The organism is Saccharothrix sp. NRRL B-16348, from assembly GCF_001280085.1.
Lineage (GTDB): Bacteria > Actinomycetota > Actinomycetes > Mycobacteriales > Pseudonocardiaceae > Actinosynnema.
The window spans coordinates 136,141-152,703 of sequence record NZ_LGED01000196.1; the positions used below are offsets into that span (position 1 = coordinate 136,141).

The 16,563-nt window shown below is 74.0% G+C and carries 14 protein-coding genes; 10 read left to right on the top strand and 4 right to left on the bottom strand.

Annotation, left to right across the window (positions count from 1 at the left end; translation table 11 throughout):
* Window positions 1-19: 19 nt before the first annotated feature.
* From ADK67_RS19645 to ADK67_RS19670, 6 genes are read left to right on the top strand one after another with little or no spacing between them, the layout of a single operon-like run.
* A complete protein-coding gene (locus ADK67_RS19645) occupies window positions 20-1,177 on the top strand; it encodes an inositol-3-phosphate synthase (RefSeq protein ID WP_053717893.1) in 1,158 nt (385 codons plus the stop codon).
* Window positions 1,174-2,028, top strand: a complete 855-nt coding sequence (locus tag ADK67_RS19650; RefSeq protein WP_053717894.1) for an SCO3242 family prenyltransferase — start codon at window positions 1,174-1,176, stop codon at window positions 2,026-2,028. The genes ADK67_RS19645 and ADK67_RS19650 overlap by 4 nt, the downstream gene beginning before the upstream one ends.
* Window positions 2,025-3,575, top strand: a complete 1,551-nt coding sequence (locus tag ADK67_RS19655; protein ID WP_053717895.1) for an EboA domain-containing protein — start codon at window positions 2,025-2,027, stop codon at window positions 3,573-3,575. The genes ADK67_RS19650 and ADK67_RS19655 overlap by 4 nt, the downstream gene beginning before the upstream one ends.
* Window positions 3,575-4,423 (top strand): TatD family hydrolase, encoded by an 849-nt coding sequence (locus tag ADK67_RS19660; RefSeq protein WP_053717896.1) that lies wholly within the window; start codon window positions 3,575-3,577, stop codon window positions 4,421-4,423. Before ADK67_RS19655 ends, ADK67_RS19660 begins: the two co-directional genes overlap by 1 nt.
* On the top strand, window positions 4,423-5,523 hold the full coding sequence (gene eboE / locus ADK67_RS19665) for a metabolite traffic protein EboE (RefSeq protein ID WP_053717956.1): 1,101 nt from the start codon (window positions 4,423-4,425) through the stop codon (window positions 5,521-5,523). Before ADK67_RS19660 ends, eboE begins: the two co-directional genes overlap by 1 nt.
* Complete coding sequence (locus ADK67_RS19670) at window positions 5,520-6,923, top strand: alkaline phosphatase family protein (RefSeq protein WP_053717897.1); 1,404 nt, start codon at window positions 5,520-5,522, stop codon at window positions 6,921-6,923. The genes eboE and ADK67_RS19670 overlap by 4 nt, the downstream gene beginning before the upstream one ends.
* Before the next feature lie 9 nt (window positions 6,924-6,932).
* On the opposite strand, the gene ADK67_RS19675 is transcribed toward ADK67_RS19670, so the two are convergent.
* Both ADK67_RS19675 and ADK67_RS19680 read right to left on the bottom strand, forming a co-directional pair.
* Window positions 6,933-9,074, bottom strand: a complete 2,142-nt coding sequence (locus ADK67_RS19675) for an MMPL family transporter (protein ID WP_053717898.1) — start codon at window positions 9,072-9,074, stop codon at window positions 6,933-6,935.
* Between the two features lie 78 nt (window positions 9,075-9,152).
* On the bottom strand, window positions 9,153-9,869 hold the full coding sequence (locus tag ADK67_RS19680) for a TetR/AcrR family transcriptional regulator (RefSeq protein WP_053717899.1): 717 nt from the start codon (window positions 9,867-9,869) through the stop codon (window positions 9,153-9,155).
* Window positions 9,870-9,978: 109 nt separating this feature from the next.
* Here ADK67_RS19680 and ADK67_RS19685 point away from each other — a divergent pair, with 109 nt between their 5' ends.
* The 4 genes from ADK67_RS19685 to ADK67_RS19700 are packed head-to-tail and all read left to right on the top strand — an operon-like array spanning window position 9,979 to window position 14,811.
* Window positions 9,979-10,596: a (2Fe-2S)-binding protein gene (locus ADK67_RS19685; protein ID WP_082403604.1), complete on the top strand. Its 618-nt coding sequence runs from the start codon at window positions 9,979-9,981 to the stop codon at window positions 10,594-10,596.
* Window positions 10,593-11,570, top strand: a complete 978-nt coding sequence (locus ADK67_RS19690) for an FAD binding domain-containing protein (protein WP_053717901.1) — start codon at window positions 10,593-10,595, stop codon at window positions 11,568-11,570. Before ADK67_RS19685 ends, ADK67_RS19690 begins: the two co-directional genes overlap by 4 nt.
* The gene (locus ADK67_RS19695; RefSeq protein ID WP_231648263.1) at window positions 11,567-13,753 is read left to right on the top strand and encodes a xanthine dehydrogenase family protein molybdopterin-binding subunit; all 2,187 of its coding nucleotides are present in this window, start codon (window positions 11,567-11,569) and stop codon (window positions 13,751-13,753) included. The genes ADK67_RS19690 and ADK67_RS19695 overlap by 4 nt, the downstream gene beginning before the upstream one ends.
* An 11-nt stretch (window positions 13,754-13,764) precedes the next feature.
* Window positions 13,765-14,811, top strand: a complete 1,047-nt coding sequence (locus tag ADK67_RS19700) for an XdhC family protein (protein ID WP_053717903.1) — start codon at window positions 13,765-13,767, stop codon at window positions 14,809-14,811.
* An 8-nt stretch (window positions 14,812-14,819) separates the two neighbouring features.
* Here ADK67_RS19700 and ADK67_RS19705 read toward each other — a convergent pair whose 3' ends face one another.
* Both ADK67_RS19705 and ADK67_RS19710 read right to left on the bottom strand, forming a co-directional pair.
* The gene (locus tag ADK67_RS19705) at window positions 14,820-15,842 is read right to left on the bottom strand and encodes a LacI family DNA-binding transcriptional regulator (protein ID WP_053717904.1); all 1,023 of its coding nucleotides are present in this window, start codon (window positions 15,840-15,842) and stop codon (window positions 14,820-14,822) included.
* Window positions 15,843-15,996: 154 nt separating this feature from the next.
* Window positions 15,997-16,494 carry a hypothetical protein gene (locus tag ADK67_RS19710; protein ID WP_053717905.1) on the bottom strand — a complete coding sequence of 166 codons (498 nt, stop codon included), beginning with the start codon at window positions 16,492-16,494 and terminating at the stop codon, window positions 15,997-15,999.
* Window positions 16,495-16,563 lie beyond the last annotated feature (69 nt).

The window sequence follows — 16,563 nt, forward strand, 5'->3', positions numbered from 1 at the left end:
GGGCGAAGGAGGGTGGCCAATGACGGACGAACCCACCGGGCTGTGGCTGATCGGGGCACGCGGGTCGGTCGCGACGACGGCGATCGGCGGACTGCTCGCGTTACGCGCGGGCCTGGCGCCGCCGACCGGCTGCGTCACCGAACGACCCGAGTTCGCCGGCGTCCCGCTGCCGGGCTGGCGCGACCTGGTGGTCGGCGGGCACGACGTCGTCGACACGCCGCTGGTCAAGCGCGCCGAACAGCTGGTGGACAGCGGCGTGCTGCCGCACCGCCTGCTCGGCGCCATCGTGGACGGCCTGCACGCGGCCGACGCCGAGGTCCGACCCGGCTACCACCCGGTGACGCACCGGGGCAGCCAGGCCGACGCGGCCCGAAGGCTCGCCGCCGACATCACCGGCTTCCGGGAGCGGCACGGCCTGGCGCGGGTCGTGGTGGTCAACGTGTCCTCGACCGAACCGCCCGTGCCCGCCACGCCGGAGCACGACGACCTGGCCGCGTTGGAGGAAGCGCTGACCGACCCCGCACGCGCGGTGCTGCCGCCCAGTTCGGTGGCGGCGTACGCGGCGCTGCGCGCGGGCTGCCCGTTCGTGGACTTCACCCCGTCGACCGGCGTCGCGCTGCCCGCGTTGGACGAGCTGGCCCACCGGGAACGGCTGCCGTACGCGGGTCGGGACGGCAAGACGGGGGAGACGCTGCTGCGGACGGTGCTCGCGCCGATGTTCACCGCGCGGGCGTTGCGGGTGCGGTCGTGGGCGGGGACGAACCTGCTCGGCGGCGGTGACGGCGCGACGTTGGAGGACCCGGCGCACGCGGGCAGCAAGCTGGAGTCGAAGGCACGGGGGCTGGCGGCGTTGCTGGGCGAGGACGTCACCGCGCCGCTGCACATCGACAACGTGCCCGACCTGGGTGAGCAGAAGACGGCGTGGGACCACGTGTCGTTCGAGGGGTTCCTCGGCGCGCGCATGTCGTTGCAGCTGACGTGGACCGGGCTGGACTCCTCGCTGGCCGCGCCGCTCGTGCTGGACCTGACCCGGCTGGTGGCCGCGGCGCACGCGGCCGGCCAGGTGGGTGCGCTGGGCGCGCTCGGGTTCTTCTTCAAGGACCCGCTGGGCAGTGACGAGCACCGGTTCGCCGAGCAGACCCGCGAGCTGCACCGGTGGGCGGGTGAGCTGGGGTGAGGGCGTACGCGGAGCTGGTGCGGGCGCCGGCCGCACTGACCGTGCTCGGGGACACCCTGGCCGGCGCCGCGGCGGCCGGGCTGCCGTTGCGGGGCAGGCGCTTGCTGCTGCCGCTGTCGTCGGTGGCGTTGTACTGGTCCGGGATGGCGCTCAACGACTGGGCCGACCGCGAGCTGGACGCGGTGGAACGCCCGGAGCGGCCGATCCCGTCCGGCCGGGTGACCCCGCGTGCCGCGTTGACCGCCGCCGTGCTGCTCAGCGCGACCGGGCTCGGCCTCGCCGCGGTGGCCGGCGGGCGGGACGCGTTGGCGGTCGCGGTGCCGGTGGCGGCGGCGGTGTGGTCCTACGACACGGTGCTGAAGGACACCGCGGCCGGGCCGCTGGCCATGGCCGCGTGCCGGGGGCTGGACGTCCTGCTGGGTGCGGGCCGGGAACGGGCGGTGAGCGCCCTGCCCGCCGCCGCGGTGATGGCCGGGCACACGCTCGGCGTGACGGCGTTGTCGCGTGGCGAGGTGCGGGGTGCGTCCGCCGGCGCGGCGAGGGCGGTGCTCGGCGGCACGGCGGCGACGGCGTTGGCGACGATCGCCCGGCCGGGGCGGACCTGGCGGCACCGGCTGGGCGCGCTCGCCGGCGTGGCCACCTACGCGGCCACGGTGGGCCGCGCGCAGTGGGCGGCGGTGCGCGACCCCGGCGCGGGCACGGTCAGGTCGGCCACCAAGACCGGCATCCACGGCATGGTGCCGCTGCAGTGCGCCCTCGTGGCGCGAAGCGGGTCACCGGGCGTCGCCGCCGGTCTCGCGCTGGTGCTGCCGCTGGCTCGCGAGCTGGCGCGGAAAGTGGGGCCGACATGACGTTCCGCCTGGGTTACGGCACGAACGGGTTCGCCAACCACCGGTTGGACGACGCGCTCGCGGTGATCGCCGGCCTCGGGTACACCGGGGTGGCGCTCACGCTCGACCACCACCACCTCGACCCGTTCGCCCCCGACCTGCCGCGGCAGGTGGAGAAGGTGGCCGCGCGGCTGGACCGCCTCGGCTTGGGCGTCGTGGTGGAGACCGGCGCGCGGTTCCTGCTCGACCCGCGCCGCAAGCACCACCCGACGCTGGTGAGCGACGCGCAGGAGGTCCGGGTGGACTTCCTGCTGCGGGCCGTGGGTATCGCGGCCGACCTCGGCGCCGACTGCGTGTCGTTCTGGTCCGGGATCGTGCCCGCGGGCGTGGACGACGACGAGGCGTGGCGGCGGATGCGGTCGGGCGTCACGGAGGTGCTGGACGGCGCGGCCCGACGCGGCGTGCCGATCGCGCTGGAACCCGAACCCGGCATGCTCGTCGAACGGCTCGACCAGGCACTGCGGCTGCGCGCGGAACTCGGCTCGCCCGCTCTGCTGGGGATCACCCTGGACGTCGGGCACTGCGTGGCGGTGGAGCCGGAGGACGCCGCCGCCTGCGTCCGCCGCGCGGGCGACCTCCTGCTCAACGTGCAGCTGGACGACATGCTGCCCGGCGTGCACGAGCACCTGGAGTTCGGCGAGGGCGAGCTGGACCTGGCCGCCACCCTCGCCGCGCTGGACGAGATCGGCTACACCGGGCTGGCCGGGGTCGAGCTGCCCCGCCACAGCCACGCCGCACCGGACGTGGCGAGCAGGGCCATGAGCGCGCTGCGCGAGGCCTCGCCCAAGGGCGCGCTGCACGTGGCGTCGCACTTGCCGGTGGGCGTGTTGCGAGAGGACTCGCCCAACGGCACGAGTCCGCTGCACGGGGCGTCGCACTTGCCGGTGAGCGCCTTGCGCGAGGCGTCCGGGCCGGAGGCGGAGCACCCCTGGCTGGCCGAGGCCGAGCGCGCCGTGCGGGCCGATCCGCAGACGATCCGGACGTTCTTCCCGGCGGTCGGTCGAGTGGTGGGCAGGCAGGCGGTGCGGGGCGAGTCCGACCCGCTCGGCGTCGTGCACGGCACCGTCGACGACGTGGGCCGCACCCGGCTGCTGGCCGCGCTCGCGGCGGCGACCGGCCCGGAGGAGCTGGCGGCCGAGCTGACCTCGCTCTACCGCTTCGGTGACGACGCCGAACGCCGAGGCGTCCTGCGCGCGCTCGCCTCCGTCGGGCACCAGGCGGTCACGGCCGGGGTCGAACTCGTCAAGGACGCGTTGCGCACCAACGACACCAGGCTCGTCGCGGCGGCGCTCGGGCCGTTCGCGGCCGACCACCTCGACGCCCACACGTGGCGTCACGGCGTGCTGAAGTGCTTGTTCCTGGAGATCCCCCTCGCCGCCGTGGCCGGGCTGGACCGGCGCGCGGACGAGGAACTGCGGCGCATGGTCGGCGCGTTCGCCGCCGAACGCCGTGCCGCGGGCCGCGCCGTGCCCGACGACGCGCTCGAACTGCTGAGGAGCGAGACCTGATGCGCATCTTCGACCCGCACGTCCACATGACCTCGCGGACGACGGACGACTACGAGGCGATGCACGCGGCCGGGGTGCGGGCGTTGGTCGAGCCCGCGTTCTGGCTGGGCCAGCCGCGCACGAACGTGGGCTCGTTCACCGACTACTTCGATGCCCTGATCGGCTGGGAGAGGTTCCGGGCGGCGCAGTTCGGCATCCGGCACCACTGCGCCATCGCGCTCAACCCCAAGGAGGCCAACGACCCGCGCTGCGCCGGCGTGCTGGACGTGCTGCCGCGCTACCTGGCCAAGGACGGCGTGGTGGCGGTCGGCGAGGTCGGCTACGACTCGATGACCCCGGAGGAGGACGAGGTGTTCGCCCGGCAGTTGGAGCTCGCCGTGCGGCACGGCCTGCCCGCGTTGGTGCACACGCCCCACCGGGACAAGGCCGCGGGCACGGCACGCACGCTCGACCTCGTCCGGGAATCGGGTCTGCCGCCCGAGCGGGTGGTCGTGGACCACCTGAACGAGATGACGGTGCGCGCGGTGGCCGACTCGGGCTGCTGGATGGGCTTCTCGATCTACCCGGACACGAAGATGGACGAGGCCAGGATGGTGGCGTTGCTGGTCGAGTACGGCACCGACCGGGTGCTGGTGAACTCGGCCGCCGACTGGGGCCGGTCCGACCCGCTCAAGACGCACAAGACGGGGTTGGCGATGCTGGCGGCCGGGTTCGACGAGTCCGACGTGGACAAGGTGCTGTGGCGCAACCCGGTCGAGTTCTACGGCCAGAGCGGCCGGCTGGCGCTCGACGAGCCGGACGCGTCGCCGACGTTCGAGGGCAACTCGATCCTGCGCGGTGGCTCGTGATCCCGGCTTACTGCACCAACGTCCACCCGGCCGAGGACCTGGCCGGCGTCGTCGCCCAGCTCGACCGCTACGCCGTCCCGGTGCGGGAAGCGCTCGGCGCCGACACCCTCGCGCTCGGGCTGTGGCTGGCCGAACCGGTCGCCCGCGGCCTCGCCGAGGACGCGACGGCCAGGCGGCGCCTGGCGGCGGACCTGCGGGCCAGGGGACTGGAGGTGAGCACCCTCAACGCGTTCCCGTACGGCGGGTTCCACCACGAGGTCGTCAAGCACGCCGTCTACCGCCCGCGGTGGACCGACCCGCGACGCACCTCCTACACGCTCGCGTGCGCCACCGTGCTCGCGGACCTGCTGCCGGACTCCGCCGCGTACGGCAGCATCTCGACGTTGCCGCTGGCCTGGCGGGAGCCGTGGACGGGCGACGACGACGTGCGGGCCCGGGTGTCGCTCGACGTCGTCAGCCGCTTCCTGCGCGCCGAGTCGGCCCGGGAGGGCAGGCCGATCAAGCTGGCCGTCGAGCCGGAACCGGGCTGCGTGCTCGACACCGTGGCCGACGCCGTGGCGTGGCTGGCCGACCGCGTCGACCACGACCACATCGGGATCTGCCTGGACACGTGCCACCTCGCGGTGTCGTTCGCCGATCCGGTGGCAGCCGTGAAGGGCATCCACGAGTCGGGGCTCTCGGTGGTCAAGGTGCAGGCGTCGGCGGCGCTGGAGGTCGCCGAACCGGGCACGGAGGAGGGCAGGCGGGCCATCGGCGCGTTCGTCGAGCCGCGCTACCTGCACCAGGTCCGGGAGAACGCGCCCGCCGGCGTGCTGGCGGCCGACGACCTGCCCGAGGCGCTGACCGACCTGCCCGCCACGCACCCGTGGCGGGTGCACTTCCACGTACCCCTGCACGCCCGGCCTGCCGCCCCGCTCACCTCCACCACGGACGTGCTGCTGACGGCGGTCGAGGCGGTCCGGTCGACCGCGGACGCCATGCCGCACGTCGAGGTCGAGACCTACACGTGGACCGTCCTGCCCGGCGCGGGCGACGACCTGGCCGCGGGCATCGCCGCCGAACTGCGCTGGGCTTCGGAGCACATCGGAGGCACGGTATGAACCCGCTGGTGGTCATCGACGTCGTCGGCCTGACGCCGGCGTTGTTGCCGCACATGCCGAACCTCGCCCGCCTCGGGCGGCGGGGCTGGCAGGCCGAGCTGGGCACCGTGCTGCCCGCCGTGACGTGCAGCGCGCAGTCCACCCTGCTGACCGGGCTCACGCCGGCCGAGCACGGCATCGTCGGCAACGGCTGGTACTTCCGCGACCTCGGCGAGGTCCACCTGTGGCGCCAGCACAACCGGCTCGTCCAGGGCGAGAAGCTGTGGGAGACCGCCCGCCGCGCCCGTCCCGGCTACACCGCCGCGAACGTCTGCTGGTGGTACGCCATGGGCGCCTCGACCGACATCACCGTCACCCCGCGGCCGATCTACCACGCCGACGGCCGCAAGTCGCCCGACGCCTACGTGCGACCGCCCGCGCTGCACGACGAGCTGGTCGCCGAGCTGGGGGAGTTCCCGCTGTTCCAGTACTGGGGACCGACCGCGGCCTTGAAGTCCAGCGAGTGGATCGTCGGCGCGGCGCGGCGCGTGCTCGCCTCGCAGCGACCCGACCTGCTGCTGGTCTACGTGCCCCACCTGGACTACGACCTCCAGCGGTTCGGTCCGGCCGGCCCGGAGGCGGCGCGTGCGGCGGCCGACGTGGACGCGGCGCTCGCCCCGCTGCTCACCGACGCCGAAGCCGCCGGCGCGACCGTCGTGGCGCTGTCCGAGTACGGCATCACGCCGGCACGCACGCCCGTCGACATCAACCGGGCGTTGCGGCGGGCCGGGTTGCTGGAGGTCTACACCCAGGCCGGCATGGAGCTGCTGGACCCGTGGACGTCGCGCGCGTTCGCGGTGGCCGACCACCAGATCGCCCACGTCTACGTCGCCGACCCGGCCGACGTCCCGCGCGCCAGGGCCGTGCTGTCCGAACTGCCCGGCGTGGACGTCGTGCTCGACCGGGCTGAGCAGGCCGGCGTCCACCTCGACCACGAACGGTCGGGCGAACTGGTCGCCGTGGCCGAACCGGACGCCTGGTTCACCTACTACTACTGGACCGACGACGACCGCGCACCGGACTTCGCGCGTGGCGTGGAGATCCACCGCAAACCCGGCTACGACCCGGCCGAGCTGTTCTTCGACCCGGACGACCCGTTCGTCAAGGCCAAGGCCGGGCTCAACCTGGCGCGCAAGAAGCTCGGCCTCCGATACGCGATGAACGTCGTGCCGCTCGACCCGTCGTGCGTGCGCGGCACGCACGGCAGGCTCCCCGACCGCGCGGAGGACGGGCCGGTGCTGCTGTGCTCGGACCCCGCCGCGCCGGACGGGGTCGAGCGCACCGGCCGGATCGCCGCCACCGACGTGCGCGACCTCCTGCTCGACCTGCAAGGCCTGTCCGCACCCGTGAAGGGACGGTGAGCGGTCAGGTCACGACGGCTGCCGCGACACGGCGGCGCGCTCGCGGCCCGGCGTCCACCACGTGAGGTCGCCGAGCAGCGCCATCGTGGCCGGGACGAGCAGGCAGCGGACCACGGTCGCGTCCACCGCGATCGCGACCGCCATGCCGACGCCGAACATCTTGATCGTCGGGTCGTCGTTGGGCACGAACGCGAGGAAGACGCCGACCATGATCGCCGCCGCCGCGGTGATCACGCCGCCGGTGCCGACCAGGCCCTCGCGGACCGATCGCAGGTTGTCCCCGGTGAGCTTCCAGCGGCGCTGGACGTCGCTCAGCAGGAACACCTCGTAGTCCATCGACAGCCCGAACAGCAGGGCGAACAGCATGAGCGGCACGAAGCTCGGGATCGGCACCGGACCGGACAGCCCGATCCACGTCACACCCCAGCCCCAGGTGAACACGGCCGTCAGGACGCCGTAGGCCGCACCGACGGAGATGAAGTCCATCACCGCCGCCTTGAGGGCGAGCAGCGGCGCGCGGAAGGCGAGCAGCAGGACCGCGACCGACAGCAGCAGCACGACCCCGATGACGAGCGGCAGCTTGTCGGTCACCCGGTCGGCGAGGTCCAGCCGGGCGGCGGTGCCGCCGCCGACGTGCACGGTCATGTCCGGGACGGACTGGCCCCGCAGGCGGCGGACGAGGTCCGCGGTCGCCGGGTCGCCGCCCGAGGTCGAGGGGATGACCTGGACCGTGACGACCCGCCCGTCCGCGGAGGGCGTCGCCGGCCCGACGGCGGCCACGCCCGGCTGGGCCCGCGCCATCGCCACGAGCGGCGGCACGCGGGGGTCGTCGACGTCGGTGATCGGCGTCGTCGGTCGGCCGAGCACGGTGAGCGGCGTGCCCGTGCCCGGGCCGAACGCCGCCGAGACGGCGTCGTTCGCCTGGCGGACCGCGGTGGACTCCGGCGAGGACCCGGCGTCCAGCTGGCCGAGCCGCAGGTCGGTCGCCGGCGCGGCGAGCAGGGCCAGCAGCACGAGCGCGGACCCGCCCGCCACCCAGGGCCGGCGGGTCGCCAGGTCGGCCAGGCGCGCCCAGCGGCCACCGGAGCCTGAGCGGCGGGCCAGCCGGTGGTGCAGCGCCCCGCCGCGGGCGAGCCTGCGACCGGCCAGCGACGTCAGCGCGGGGAGCAGGGTGAGCGCGGCGAGCACCGCGAACAGGACCGCGATCCCGCACGTCCAGGCGAGCGTCCGCAGCAGCGGCACCTCGGTCAGGCCCAGTCCGGCGAGCGCGACCGCGACGGTCACCCCGGCGACGACCACCGCCGTGCCCGAGTCGCCGACCGCGCGTTCGACGGCGTCCGGCACGGTGAGGCCCGACCGCGCCAGCGTGCGGAACCTGCTGAGCAGGAACAACGAGTAGTCGATGCCGACGCCGAGGCCGACCATGAGCGCCAGGGTCGTCGCCACGGCGGGCATCGAGGTCAGGTTCCCGGCGAGCCCGACGGTCCCCAGCGTCGCGAGCACGGAGAGCGCCGACGTCAGCAGCGGCAGCGCCGCGCCGACCAGGCCGCCGAGCGCGAGGAAGAGCACGACGGCGGCCAGGACCAGGCCGAAGTACTCGTCGCCGGTGCTGCCCGAGCCGTCGACGACCTGGGCGAGCGCACCGCCGGGCAGGACGCGCAGGCCGGCGTCGGCGGCGGGCCGGGCGGCGTCGGTGACGGCGTGCGCCATCGCCTTGGTGAGCTCCGCCCGGCGGACGTCCAGCCCCACCGTGAACCAGCCGGTGCGGCCGTCCGCGGACAGCGACCCGTCCCGCGTCGACGGTGGCTTCACGGTGGTCACGTGCCCGGCCTCGCGCAAGGAGGCCGCCGTCGCGGCCAGCACACCGGCGTGGGCGCTGTCGTCCAGCCTGCCGTCCGCGGCCACCACGATCACGGTCCCCGAGGTGAGCGGGCTCTCGGGCGACGCGGTCAGGTCCCGCACGAGCTGGGCGTCGGTGCCCGGCAGGCTCACGTCGTTGTCCGTCGGCGTGCCGATCACCTTCGCGGCCGTCACCAGCGCCAGCACCAGCAGCACCCACGCGCCGATCACGACGAACCGGTGTCGGACGCAGACCCGGCCGACCCTCGCGACGGCACGGGCCGCCCGGCCGTCGTGCACGGCGGTGCTCATCGGTCCTCCAGCAGCGGTCCAGTCCCTTGTGGACCGTCGACCTGGAGCGCGCCGCGTCCGGGACCGGCCACTCGCCGCTCAGTCTGCCGGACCTCCGGTGGGGGTGGAGGCCAATCGGGTGAGCAACTCGGTCAGCAGCAGCCGTTCGCCCGCCGACAGGGGCGGTTCGCGGTGGGCGCTCAGGGTCGCGAGCAGTGCCCGTGCCGTGTCGGGGAGGGCGGCGTCGGTGCCCTGCCCGGCCGGCTGCTCCTGCTTGACGACGGCGGCGAGCACGGCGTCGCGGACGCGCCGGGACAGGCCGGCGTGGGCGGGCGCGTCCGGCTCGGCGACGAGCGTCAACGTCGTGCCGACGCACGCGGAGTGGATGGTCGGCACGGCGTCGTCGGGCGTGACGAGCAGCCGACCTTGTTCGGCGAGGCGGACCAGCATGCCGTGCAGCACCTGCAACCCCTCGCGTGCCGAAGGGTGCTCGCGCGCCCTTGTGCCGCCGTACATGAGCACGTAGAACACCGGGTGCGTCAGGCCGAACCGGATGTGGCGGTCCCACCCGGCCTTCAGGTCGTCGAGCGGGTCCTCGGACGGCTCGTGGCCCTGCTTCTCGGCCAGGTAGCGGGCGAAGCCCTCGGCCGCGACCGCGTCGAGGAGTCCCCGCTTGTCGCCGAAGTGGTGGTACAGCGTCGGCGCGGTGATCTTGGCGGCCTGGCACACGTCGCGGACGGACACGGACTCGACCGCCGTGTCCCGGAGGAGGTCCGCCGTCACGTCGAGGATGTGCTGCCGCGTCGATCCGGTCATGTAACGACGATATACGGAAGGGGTTGCCATCGTTACACCAGGCCGGGTATACCTGACCCTGTTACAGGCGGCGCTATAGCGTCGTTATACCCGAGTCGAGGAGGATGCGGTGCCGGAGCCATCACGCCCCGCGCGGGCGCACACCCGGAGAACGGTGCTGAAGTCCACCGCGGTCACCGCGGCGGGCACCGCGTTCCTGCCGGCCGTCGCGCGCGCCGAGCCCACCGCCCTCTCCCGCGGCACGATCGCACCGGGGGAGAGCGCGGAGATCACCCTGTCGGTCAACGGTCGCGACCGGGTCGTGGCGGTCGAGCCGAGGGTGACGCTGCTGGACGCGTTGCGCGAGCGGCTGGGGCTGACCGGCACGAAGAAGGGCTGCGACCGGGGCGAGTGCGGCGCCTGCACGGTCCTGGTCGACGGTGAGCGGGTCAAGTCCTGCCTGACGCTCGCGGTGATGCGGCAGGGCAGCGACATCACCACCGTCGAAGGGCTGGCCGACGGTGACCGGCTGCACCCGGTCCAGGAGGCGTTCATCCGGCACGACGCCTTCCAGTGCGGCGCGTGCACGTCCGGGCAGGTCATGTCCGCCGTCGCGTGCATCCGCGAGGGGCACGCCGGCACGGAGGCGGAGATCCGCGAGTGGATGAGCGGCAACCTGTGCCGTTGCGCCTGCTACCAGAACATCGTGGCGGCGGTCGCCGACGCGGCCCGGGAGGTGCGCCGGTGAAGGCGTTCGGCTACAGCCAGGTCCGGGAACCGGCGGAAGCGGTGCGGGCGGCGCGGCAGACGCCGGGTGCCGCGTTCATCGCGGGCGGCACGGACCTGTTGAACCTCATGAGGGACGGCGCGCAGCACCACGACCACCTCGTCGACATCAATCACCTCGACCTGGCGTCGGTCGCCGACTCGTCGAAGGGCCTGCGCATCGGCGGCTTGGCCCGGATGCGGCACGTGGCCGAGCACCGGTCGGTCCGCGAGCGCTACCCCGTGCTGGCCGAGGCGCTGGAGGCGTCCGCGTCACCGCAGGTGCGCAACATGGCGACGATCGGCGGGAACCTGCTGCAACGCACCCGGTGCGGCTACTTCCGGGACGCGGCCTCGGCGTGCAACAAGCGGGCGCCGGGCAGCGGGTGCTCCGCGCTGGAGGGCTGGAACCGCGGGCACGCCGTGCTCGGCGGCAGCGAGCACTGCATCGCCACCCACCCCTCGGACCTCGCGGTCGCCCTGCTCGCCCTCGACGCGGTGGTGCACCTGCTCGGCCCGGACGGTCCGCGGCAGGTCCCGGTGGACGGGTTCCACCTCCGGCCGGGGAACGCGCCGCACGTCGACACCGTGCTGCGGCCCGCGGAGCTGATCACCGCGGTCGAGGTGCCGCGGCCGGCGGCGCGGTCGCGCTACCTGAAGTTGCGCGACCGCGCCACGTTCGAGTTCGCGGTCGTCTCGATCGCGGCGGTCGTGGACCTGCGCGGCGGCCGGGTGCGTGACGTGCGGTTGGCGTTCGGCGGGATCGGCACGACCCCGTGGCGCTCGCCCGAAGCCGAGGCGGTCCTGAGGGGCGCGCCGCTCACGGTGGACGCGATCGAGCGGGCGGGTCGCGCGCTCGTGCGCGACGCCGTGCCGCGGCAGCACAACGGGTTCAAGGTCGAGCTGGTGCAACGCGCGCTGGTGGAACTGCTCAGCGGATGGGGAGGTTCGCGGTGAACGACGGCCTGGTGGGACGTCCGGTGATGCGCGTCGACGGCCGTGCCAAGGTCACCGGCGCCGCCCGGTACCCGGCGGACGACCCGGTCCCGGGCGCGCTGCACGGTTTCCTGGTCACCAGCACGGTGGCCCGCGGCGAAGTCGTGGGCATCGACAAGTCGGCGGCGCTGGCGCACCCCGGCGTGGTCGCGGTGTACACGCACGCCGACCTGCCTCGCCTGACCGTGCCGACGTTCCCGTACATCAAGGGGTTCATCCCGTTGCAGGGCACCGCCGTGCACCACGCCGGCCAACCCGTGGCGATCGTCCTGGCCACGACCGTGGAGCAGGCGGGGGAAGGCGCGAACCTGGTGCGCATCGACTACCGCGCCGAACCGCCGACGGCGTCGATCGACGACGCTCCCCAGCCGCCCCACCTGCCGAAACCCTTCCGCAACCGGCCCAACGAGATCGCCCGCGGCGACGCGGCGGCGGCGCTGGCGGCCGCGGAGGTCCGGCTGGAGGCCCGCTACTCCAGCCCGCCGCGCCACCACAACCCGATCGAGCCGCACGCCACCACGGCGCAGTGGGACGGGGACAGCGTGACGGTGCACGAGACCGCGCAGGGGGTCAACCTCACCAGGTCGGTCCTGTCCACCGCGTTCGGCCTGCCACCGGACCGCATCCGCGTGCTGGCGCCGTTCCTGGGCGGTGGTTTCGGCTCGAAGGGACCGGTCTGGCCGCACACCATCCTCACCGTCGCGGCCGCGCGGCTGGCCCGGCGACCGGTCCGCCTGGTGCTCACCCGCGCCCAGATGTTCACCCTGACCGGCCACCGGGCCGAGTTCCGCCAGCACCTGCGGATCGGCGCCACCCGCCAGGGCAAGCTCACCGCCCTGGTCGAGACGACCACGGCCCAGCTGAGCCGCACCGAGGAGTCGATCTTCAACGAGAGCGACTCGACCAGCACCCTCTACGACTGCCCGAACGTCCACATCAGACAGGAAGGCGTGCCGCTCGACCTCGCCTCGTCCAGCTACATGCGCTCACCCGAGACCACCGCCCACTTCGGCCTGGAGACCGCGCTGGACGAACTCGCCTGGCAGGTGGGCGTCGACCCGGTGGAGCTGAGGCGGCGCAACCACACCGCGGTCAACCAGGAGACCGGCTCGCCGATCAGGGGCAAGCGCCTGCTGGACTGCTACCGGATCGCGGCCGAGGCGTTCGGCTGGTCCCGGCGCGCGCCGCGGCCCGGCGCCACCAAGGACGGCGACGAGTACGTCGGCTGGGGCATGGCCACCGAAGCGCACACCTTCGCCGCCGCACCGGCCACCCCGCCGGTCACCGCGTCGGTCACGATCGGCGCCGACGGCCGGGCGGTGGTGCGCATCGCCACCCAGGACATCGGCACCGGCACGTACACGGTGATCGGCCAGATCGCCGCCGACGCCCTGGGCGTGCCGCTGGACGCCGTCACCGCCGTCATCGGCGACTCCGCGCTGCCGTACGCGGGCGTGTCGGCGGGCTCGGCGACCATCGCGAGCATCACCGGCCCGGTGGACCGCGCCGCCCGCGCCGCCCGTGACGCGGTGGTGGCCCTGGCCGTGGCCGACCCGCGGTCACCCCTGGTCGGTGTGCCGGCGGCGGAGGTCGTGACCGCGCACGGCCACCTGTTCCACGCGCGCGACCGCGAGCGACGCGACAGCTACCGCGCCGTCGTCGGCAGGCACGGCAGGCCGGTGGAGACGACCGGGACCCTGCTCAACGCACCGGGCCACTCGTGGGGCGCGGTGTTCCTCGAAGTGCGGGTGCACGCCAGGCTGGGCTCGGTGCGCGTCACCCGCGTCGTGACCGCGCACGACCTGGGCCGGGTGATGAACCGCCGCACGGCGCGCGGCCAGGTGCTCGGCGGCGTGACGTGGGGCATCGGGCACGCGCTCATGGAGCACACCGCCTACGACCGAAGCACCGCCCGGGTGGTCAACCCGAACCTGTCCACCTACCTCGTGCCCGTGTGCGCGGACACCCCGGCGGTCGAGAGCCACTTCGTCGACCACCAGGACCCCGACAGCACCGCCCTCGGCGCGCGCGGGTTCGGCGAGACCCCGATCACCGGGGTGCCCGCCGCCATCGGCAACGCCGTCTACCACGCCACCGGCCGACGCGTGCGGGACCTGCCCATCACGCGCGACAAGCTGCTGTAGAGGAGCGCGCAGTGCTGGAACTGGTCGAGGAACTGACGGCGTGGCGACGTGCTGGACGCCGTTTCGCGGTGGCCACCGTGGTGTCGGTGAGCGGCAGCGCGCCACGTCCACCGGGCGCCGCGCTCGCCGTGGACGACACGGGGGAGGTGGTGGGCACCGTCTCCGGCGGCTGCGTCGAAGGAGCGGTCTACGAGCTGTGCCGCGAGGCGCTGGACACCGGCGAACCGGGGGTGCACCGGTTCGGCTGGTCCGACGAGTCCGCCTTCGCCGTGGGACTGACCTGCGGCGGGGCGATCGAGGTGTTCGTCCACCCGATGCCACCGCTGCCCGATCCGGCCCACCACGTCGTCCTCGCCCGGGTCCTCACCGGCCCACCGGGGACGCCGGGCCGGACGTTGACCGCCCGCGACGGCGTCGTCTCGGGAACCCTCGGCGACCCGGCGCTGGACGCCGAGGTCACGGCGTCCCGGACGACGCGGGTCGTCCGCGCCACCGATCGGGCGACCGGGGCGTCCGTCGAGGTCATGGTCGAGGTCGCCGCACCGCGACCGCGCCTGCTGGTGTTCGGCGCGCTCGACTTCGCCGCCGCCCTCAGCGACGTGGGGAACCTGCTCGGCTACCGGGTCACCGTCTGCGACCCGCGGCCGGTGTTCGCCACCGACCGCCGCTTCCCGTCCGCGGAGGTGGTGGTGGACTGGCCGCACCGCTACCTGGAACGCGCGGAGGTCGACGAGCGCACGGCCGTGTGCGTGCTCACCCACGACCCGAAGTTCGACATCCCGGTGCTGACCGCGGCGCTGCGGATGCCGTTGGCCTACGTGGGCGCGATGGGATCTCGTCGCACCCACGAGGAACGCGCCCGGCTGCTGGTGGAAGCCGGCGTGAGCCCGGACCAGCTGGCCCGCCTGCGGTCACCGCTCGGGCTCGACCTGGGCGCCCGCACACCCGAGGAGACCGCCCTGTCCATCGCCGCCGAGATCGTCGCCCACCGCAACCGGGCGACGGGACTCCCGCTGACCGACCTCACCGGACCGATCCACGCCCGCCTCGTGTCCTGACGGGCGGATCAGGCGCTGCCGCCGCGGACCAGTTCGGTGGGGACGAGCAGGCCGGGTCCGCCGTCCGGGCCGTGCTCGACCTGGCGGACGCACCGGGCGACGAGCTCGCGGGAGATCCGCTCGACCGGGATGCGCGCGCCGGTGAGCGTCGGCTCGGTCATCAGGCCCACCGCGCCGCCGTCGAACCCGGTGACGGCGACGTCCGTGCCGACCTTCAACCCGAGGGAGTGGGCCACGTTCACGACCACCGCGCCGACCGCGTCACTGCTCGTCACGATCGCGTCCGGGGGGTTCCGGCCGGTGAGCAGTTGGCGGGCCCGGCGGCGGATGCCCTGGTCGGAACCGCGGTAGACCGAGGTCTTGGGCACCCGGAGGCCGTGACCGGCCAGGCTTTCCGCGAACCCCTCCAGGCGTTCGGCCTTCCAGTACTGGTCGCCGTCGGACCCGAGGTAGGCGAACCGCCGGTGCCCGTCGGCGACCAGCACGTCCACCACGGCGCGCATGCCGGCGACGTTGTCCACGTCCACCCAGTGCTGCGGCAGGTCGGGCGCGAGCCTGCCGAAGCAGGCGAACGGGACGCCGTTGTCGGCGAGGAACCGCGCGCGTTCGTCGTCGACCCGGGACTCGGACAGCACCACCGCGTCCACGGTGCGCCGCGCCACGAGGTCCTCGAACACGCCGAGCGGGTCGCCGTGGCGGTGGGTGAAGACCAGCACCTGGTGGTCGGCGTCGGCGGCGGCCTTCACCAGCGACTGGAGGAAGTGCAGGGTGAAGCCCTGCACCAGGTCCAACTGCTCGCCGAAGATGTGGTAGCCGATCTGCATCGTGCGCCGGGACCGCAACGTCTGCGCCGCCCGGTTCGGCTGGTACCCCAGCGACTGCATCGCCGCGGTGACCTTCTCGTACGTCAGCTCCGAGTAGTACTCGGAGTGGCCGTTGAGGACGTTCGACACGGTCTGCCGGGACACCCCGGCCGCCGCCGCCACGTCGACGATGCCGACCCGTCGGCGCGCCTGATCCGCTCCACCCATCGACACCTCCCGACCGCTCGACGATGGCCGGTCAGCGTACCAACGCGTGGCATGGTCGATGCCGTCGGCTCGTCGCCCGTGGTGCCACGCACGCGTCCACTTCTGATTGGCCTGCCCGTTGCACGTCCAGAGGATCAGCGGTGTGCGCTGCCTGTCAGAAGCTGCGTGTGAGGGCTCCGGTGATGGTCCTGGCCTCGATCCGGTGGTACGGCGTGGCATCGGGCGGCAAGGCGTCCCGGGCGATCACCCATTCGTCGCCCGACGAGGAGACGGCCAGGTCACCGGTGTCGAACCGCAAGAGGACGCCACCGACCAACGGCTCCGTGGAGTACCCCCGGATCAGGGCGGCGTCGCGCAGGCGGGACCCGACGAACCCGGCGAGCAGGCTCGGCTCCCGGGCGGGACCGACCCTGCCCTCGCCGTGCTCACCCATGTCGTAGGAGGGGCGTGGCGCGGCTTCCGCCAGGAGAAGCAGCTCACCGCAACCGCTGAACTCCACCACGGGGTTGCCGGCGAAGTGCAACCAGAACACCGTCAGCCCGGTCGGCCGGCCCTGGTGCCAGTGCCACTCCTCGGTCACCGACGCCAGCACCACGCCAAGCCGTGCCCGCAACAGCCCCGTGGCCCGCGTGCCGTCGTCGGGAACGATCATCGGTCGAGCGTACGAGGCAGGCAGCCCGCACCGCGACCGACATTCCCCCGAGCGCGCCTCCCCACCAGA

What these genes read in the sequence shown, in the direction of transcription:
- ADK67_RS19645 (WP_053717893.1), top strand. Translation starts at nt 20, where the DNA reads ATGACGGACGAACCCACCGGGCTGTGGCTGATCGGGGCACGCGGGTCG.
- ADK67_RS19655 (WP_053717895.1), top strand. Translation starts at nt 2,025, where the DNA reads ATGACGTTCCGCCTGGGTTACGGCACGAACGGGTTCGCCAACCACCGG.
- ADK67_RS19660 (WP_053717896.1), top strand. Translation starts at nt 3,575, where the DNA reads ATGCGCATCTTCGACCCGCACGTCCACATGACCTCGCGGACGACGGAC.
- ADK67_RS19670 (WP_053717897.1), top strand. Translation starts at nt 5,520, where the DNA reads ATGAACCCGCTGGTGGTCATCGACGTCGTCGGCCTGACGCCGGCGTTG.
- ADK67_RS19675 (WP_053717898.1), bottom strand. Translation starts at nt 9,074, where the DNA reads ATGAGCACCGCCGTGCACGACGGCCGGGCGGCCCGTGCCGTCGCGAGG.
- ADK67_RS19680 (WP_053717899.1), bottom strand. Translation starts at nt 9,869, where the DNA reads ATGACCGGATCGACGCGGCAGCACATCCTCGACGTGACGGCGGACCTC.
- ADK67_RS19705 (WP_053717904.1), bottom strand. Translation starts at nt 15,842, where the DNA reads ATGGGTGGAGCGGATCAGGCGCGCCGACGGGTCGGCATCGTCGACGTG.
- ADK67_RS19710 (WP_053717905.1), bottom strand. Translation starts at nt 16,494, where the DNA reads ATGATCGTTCCCGACGACGGCACGCGGGCCACGGGGCTGTTGCGGGCA.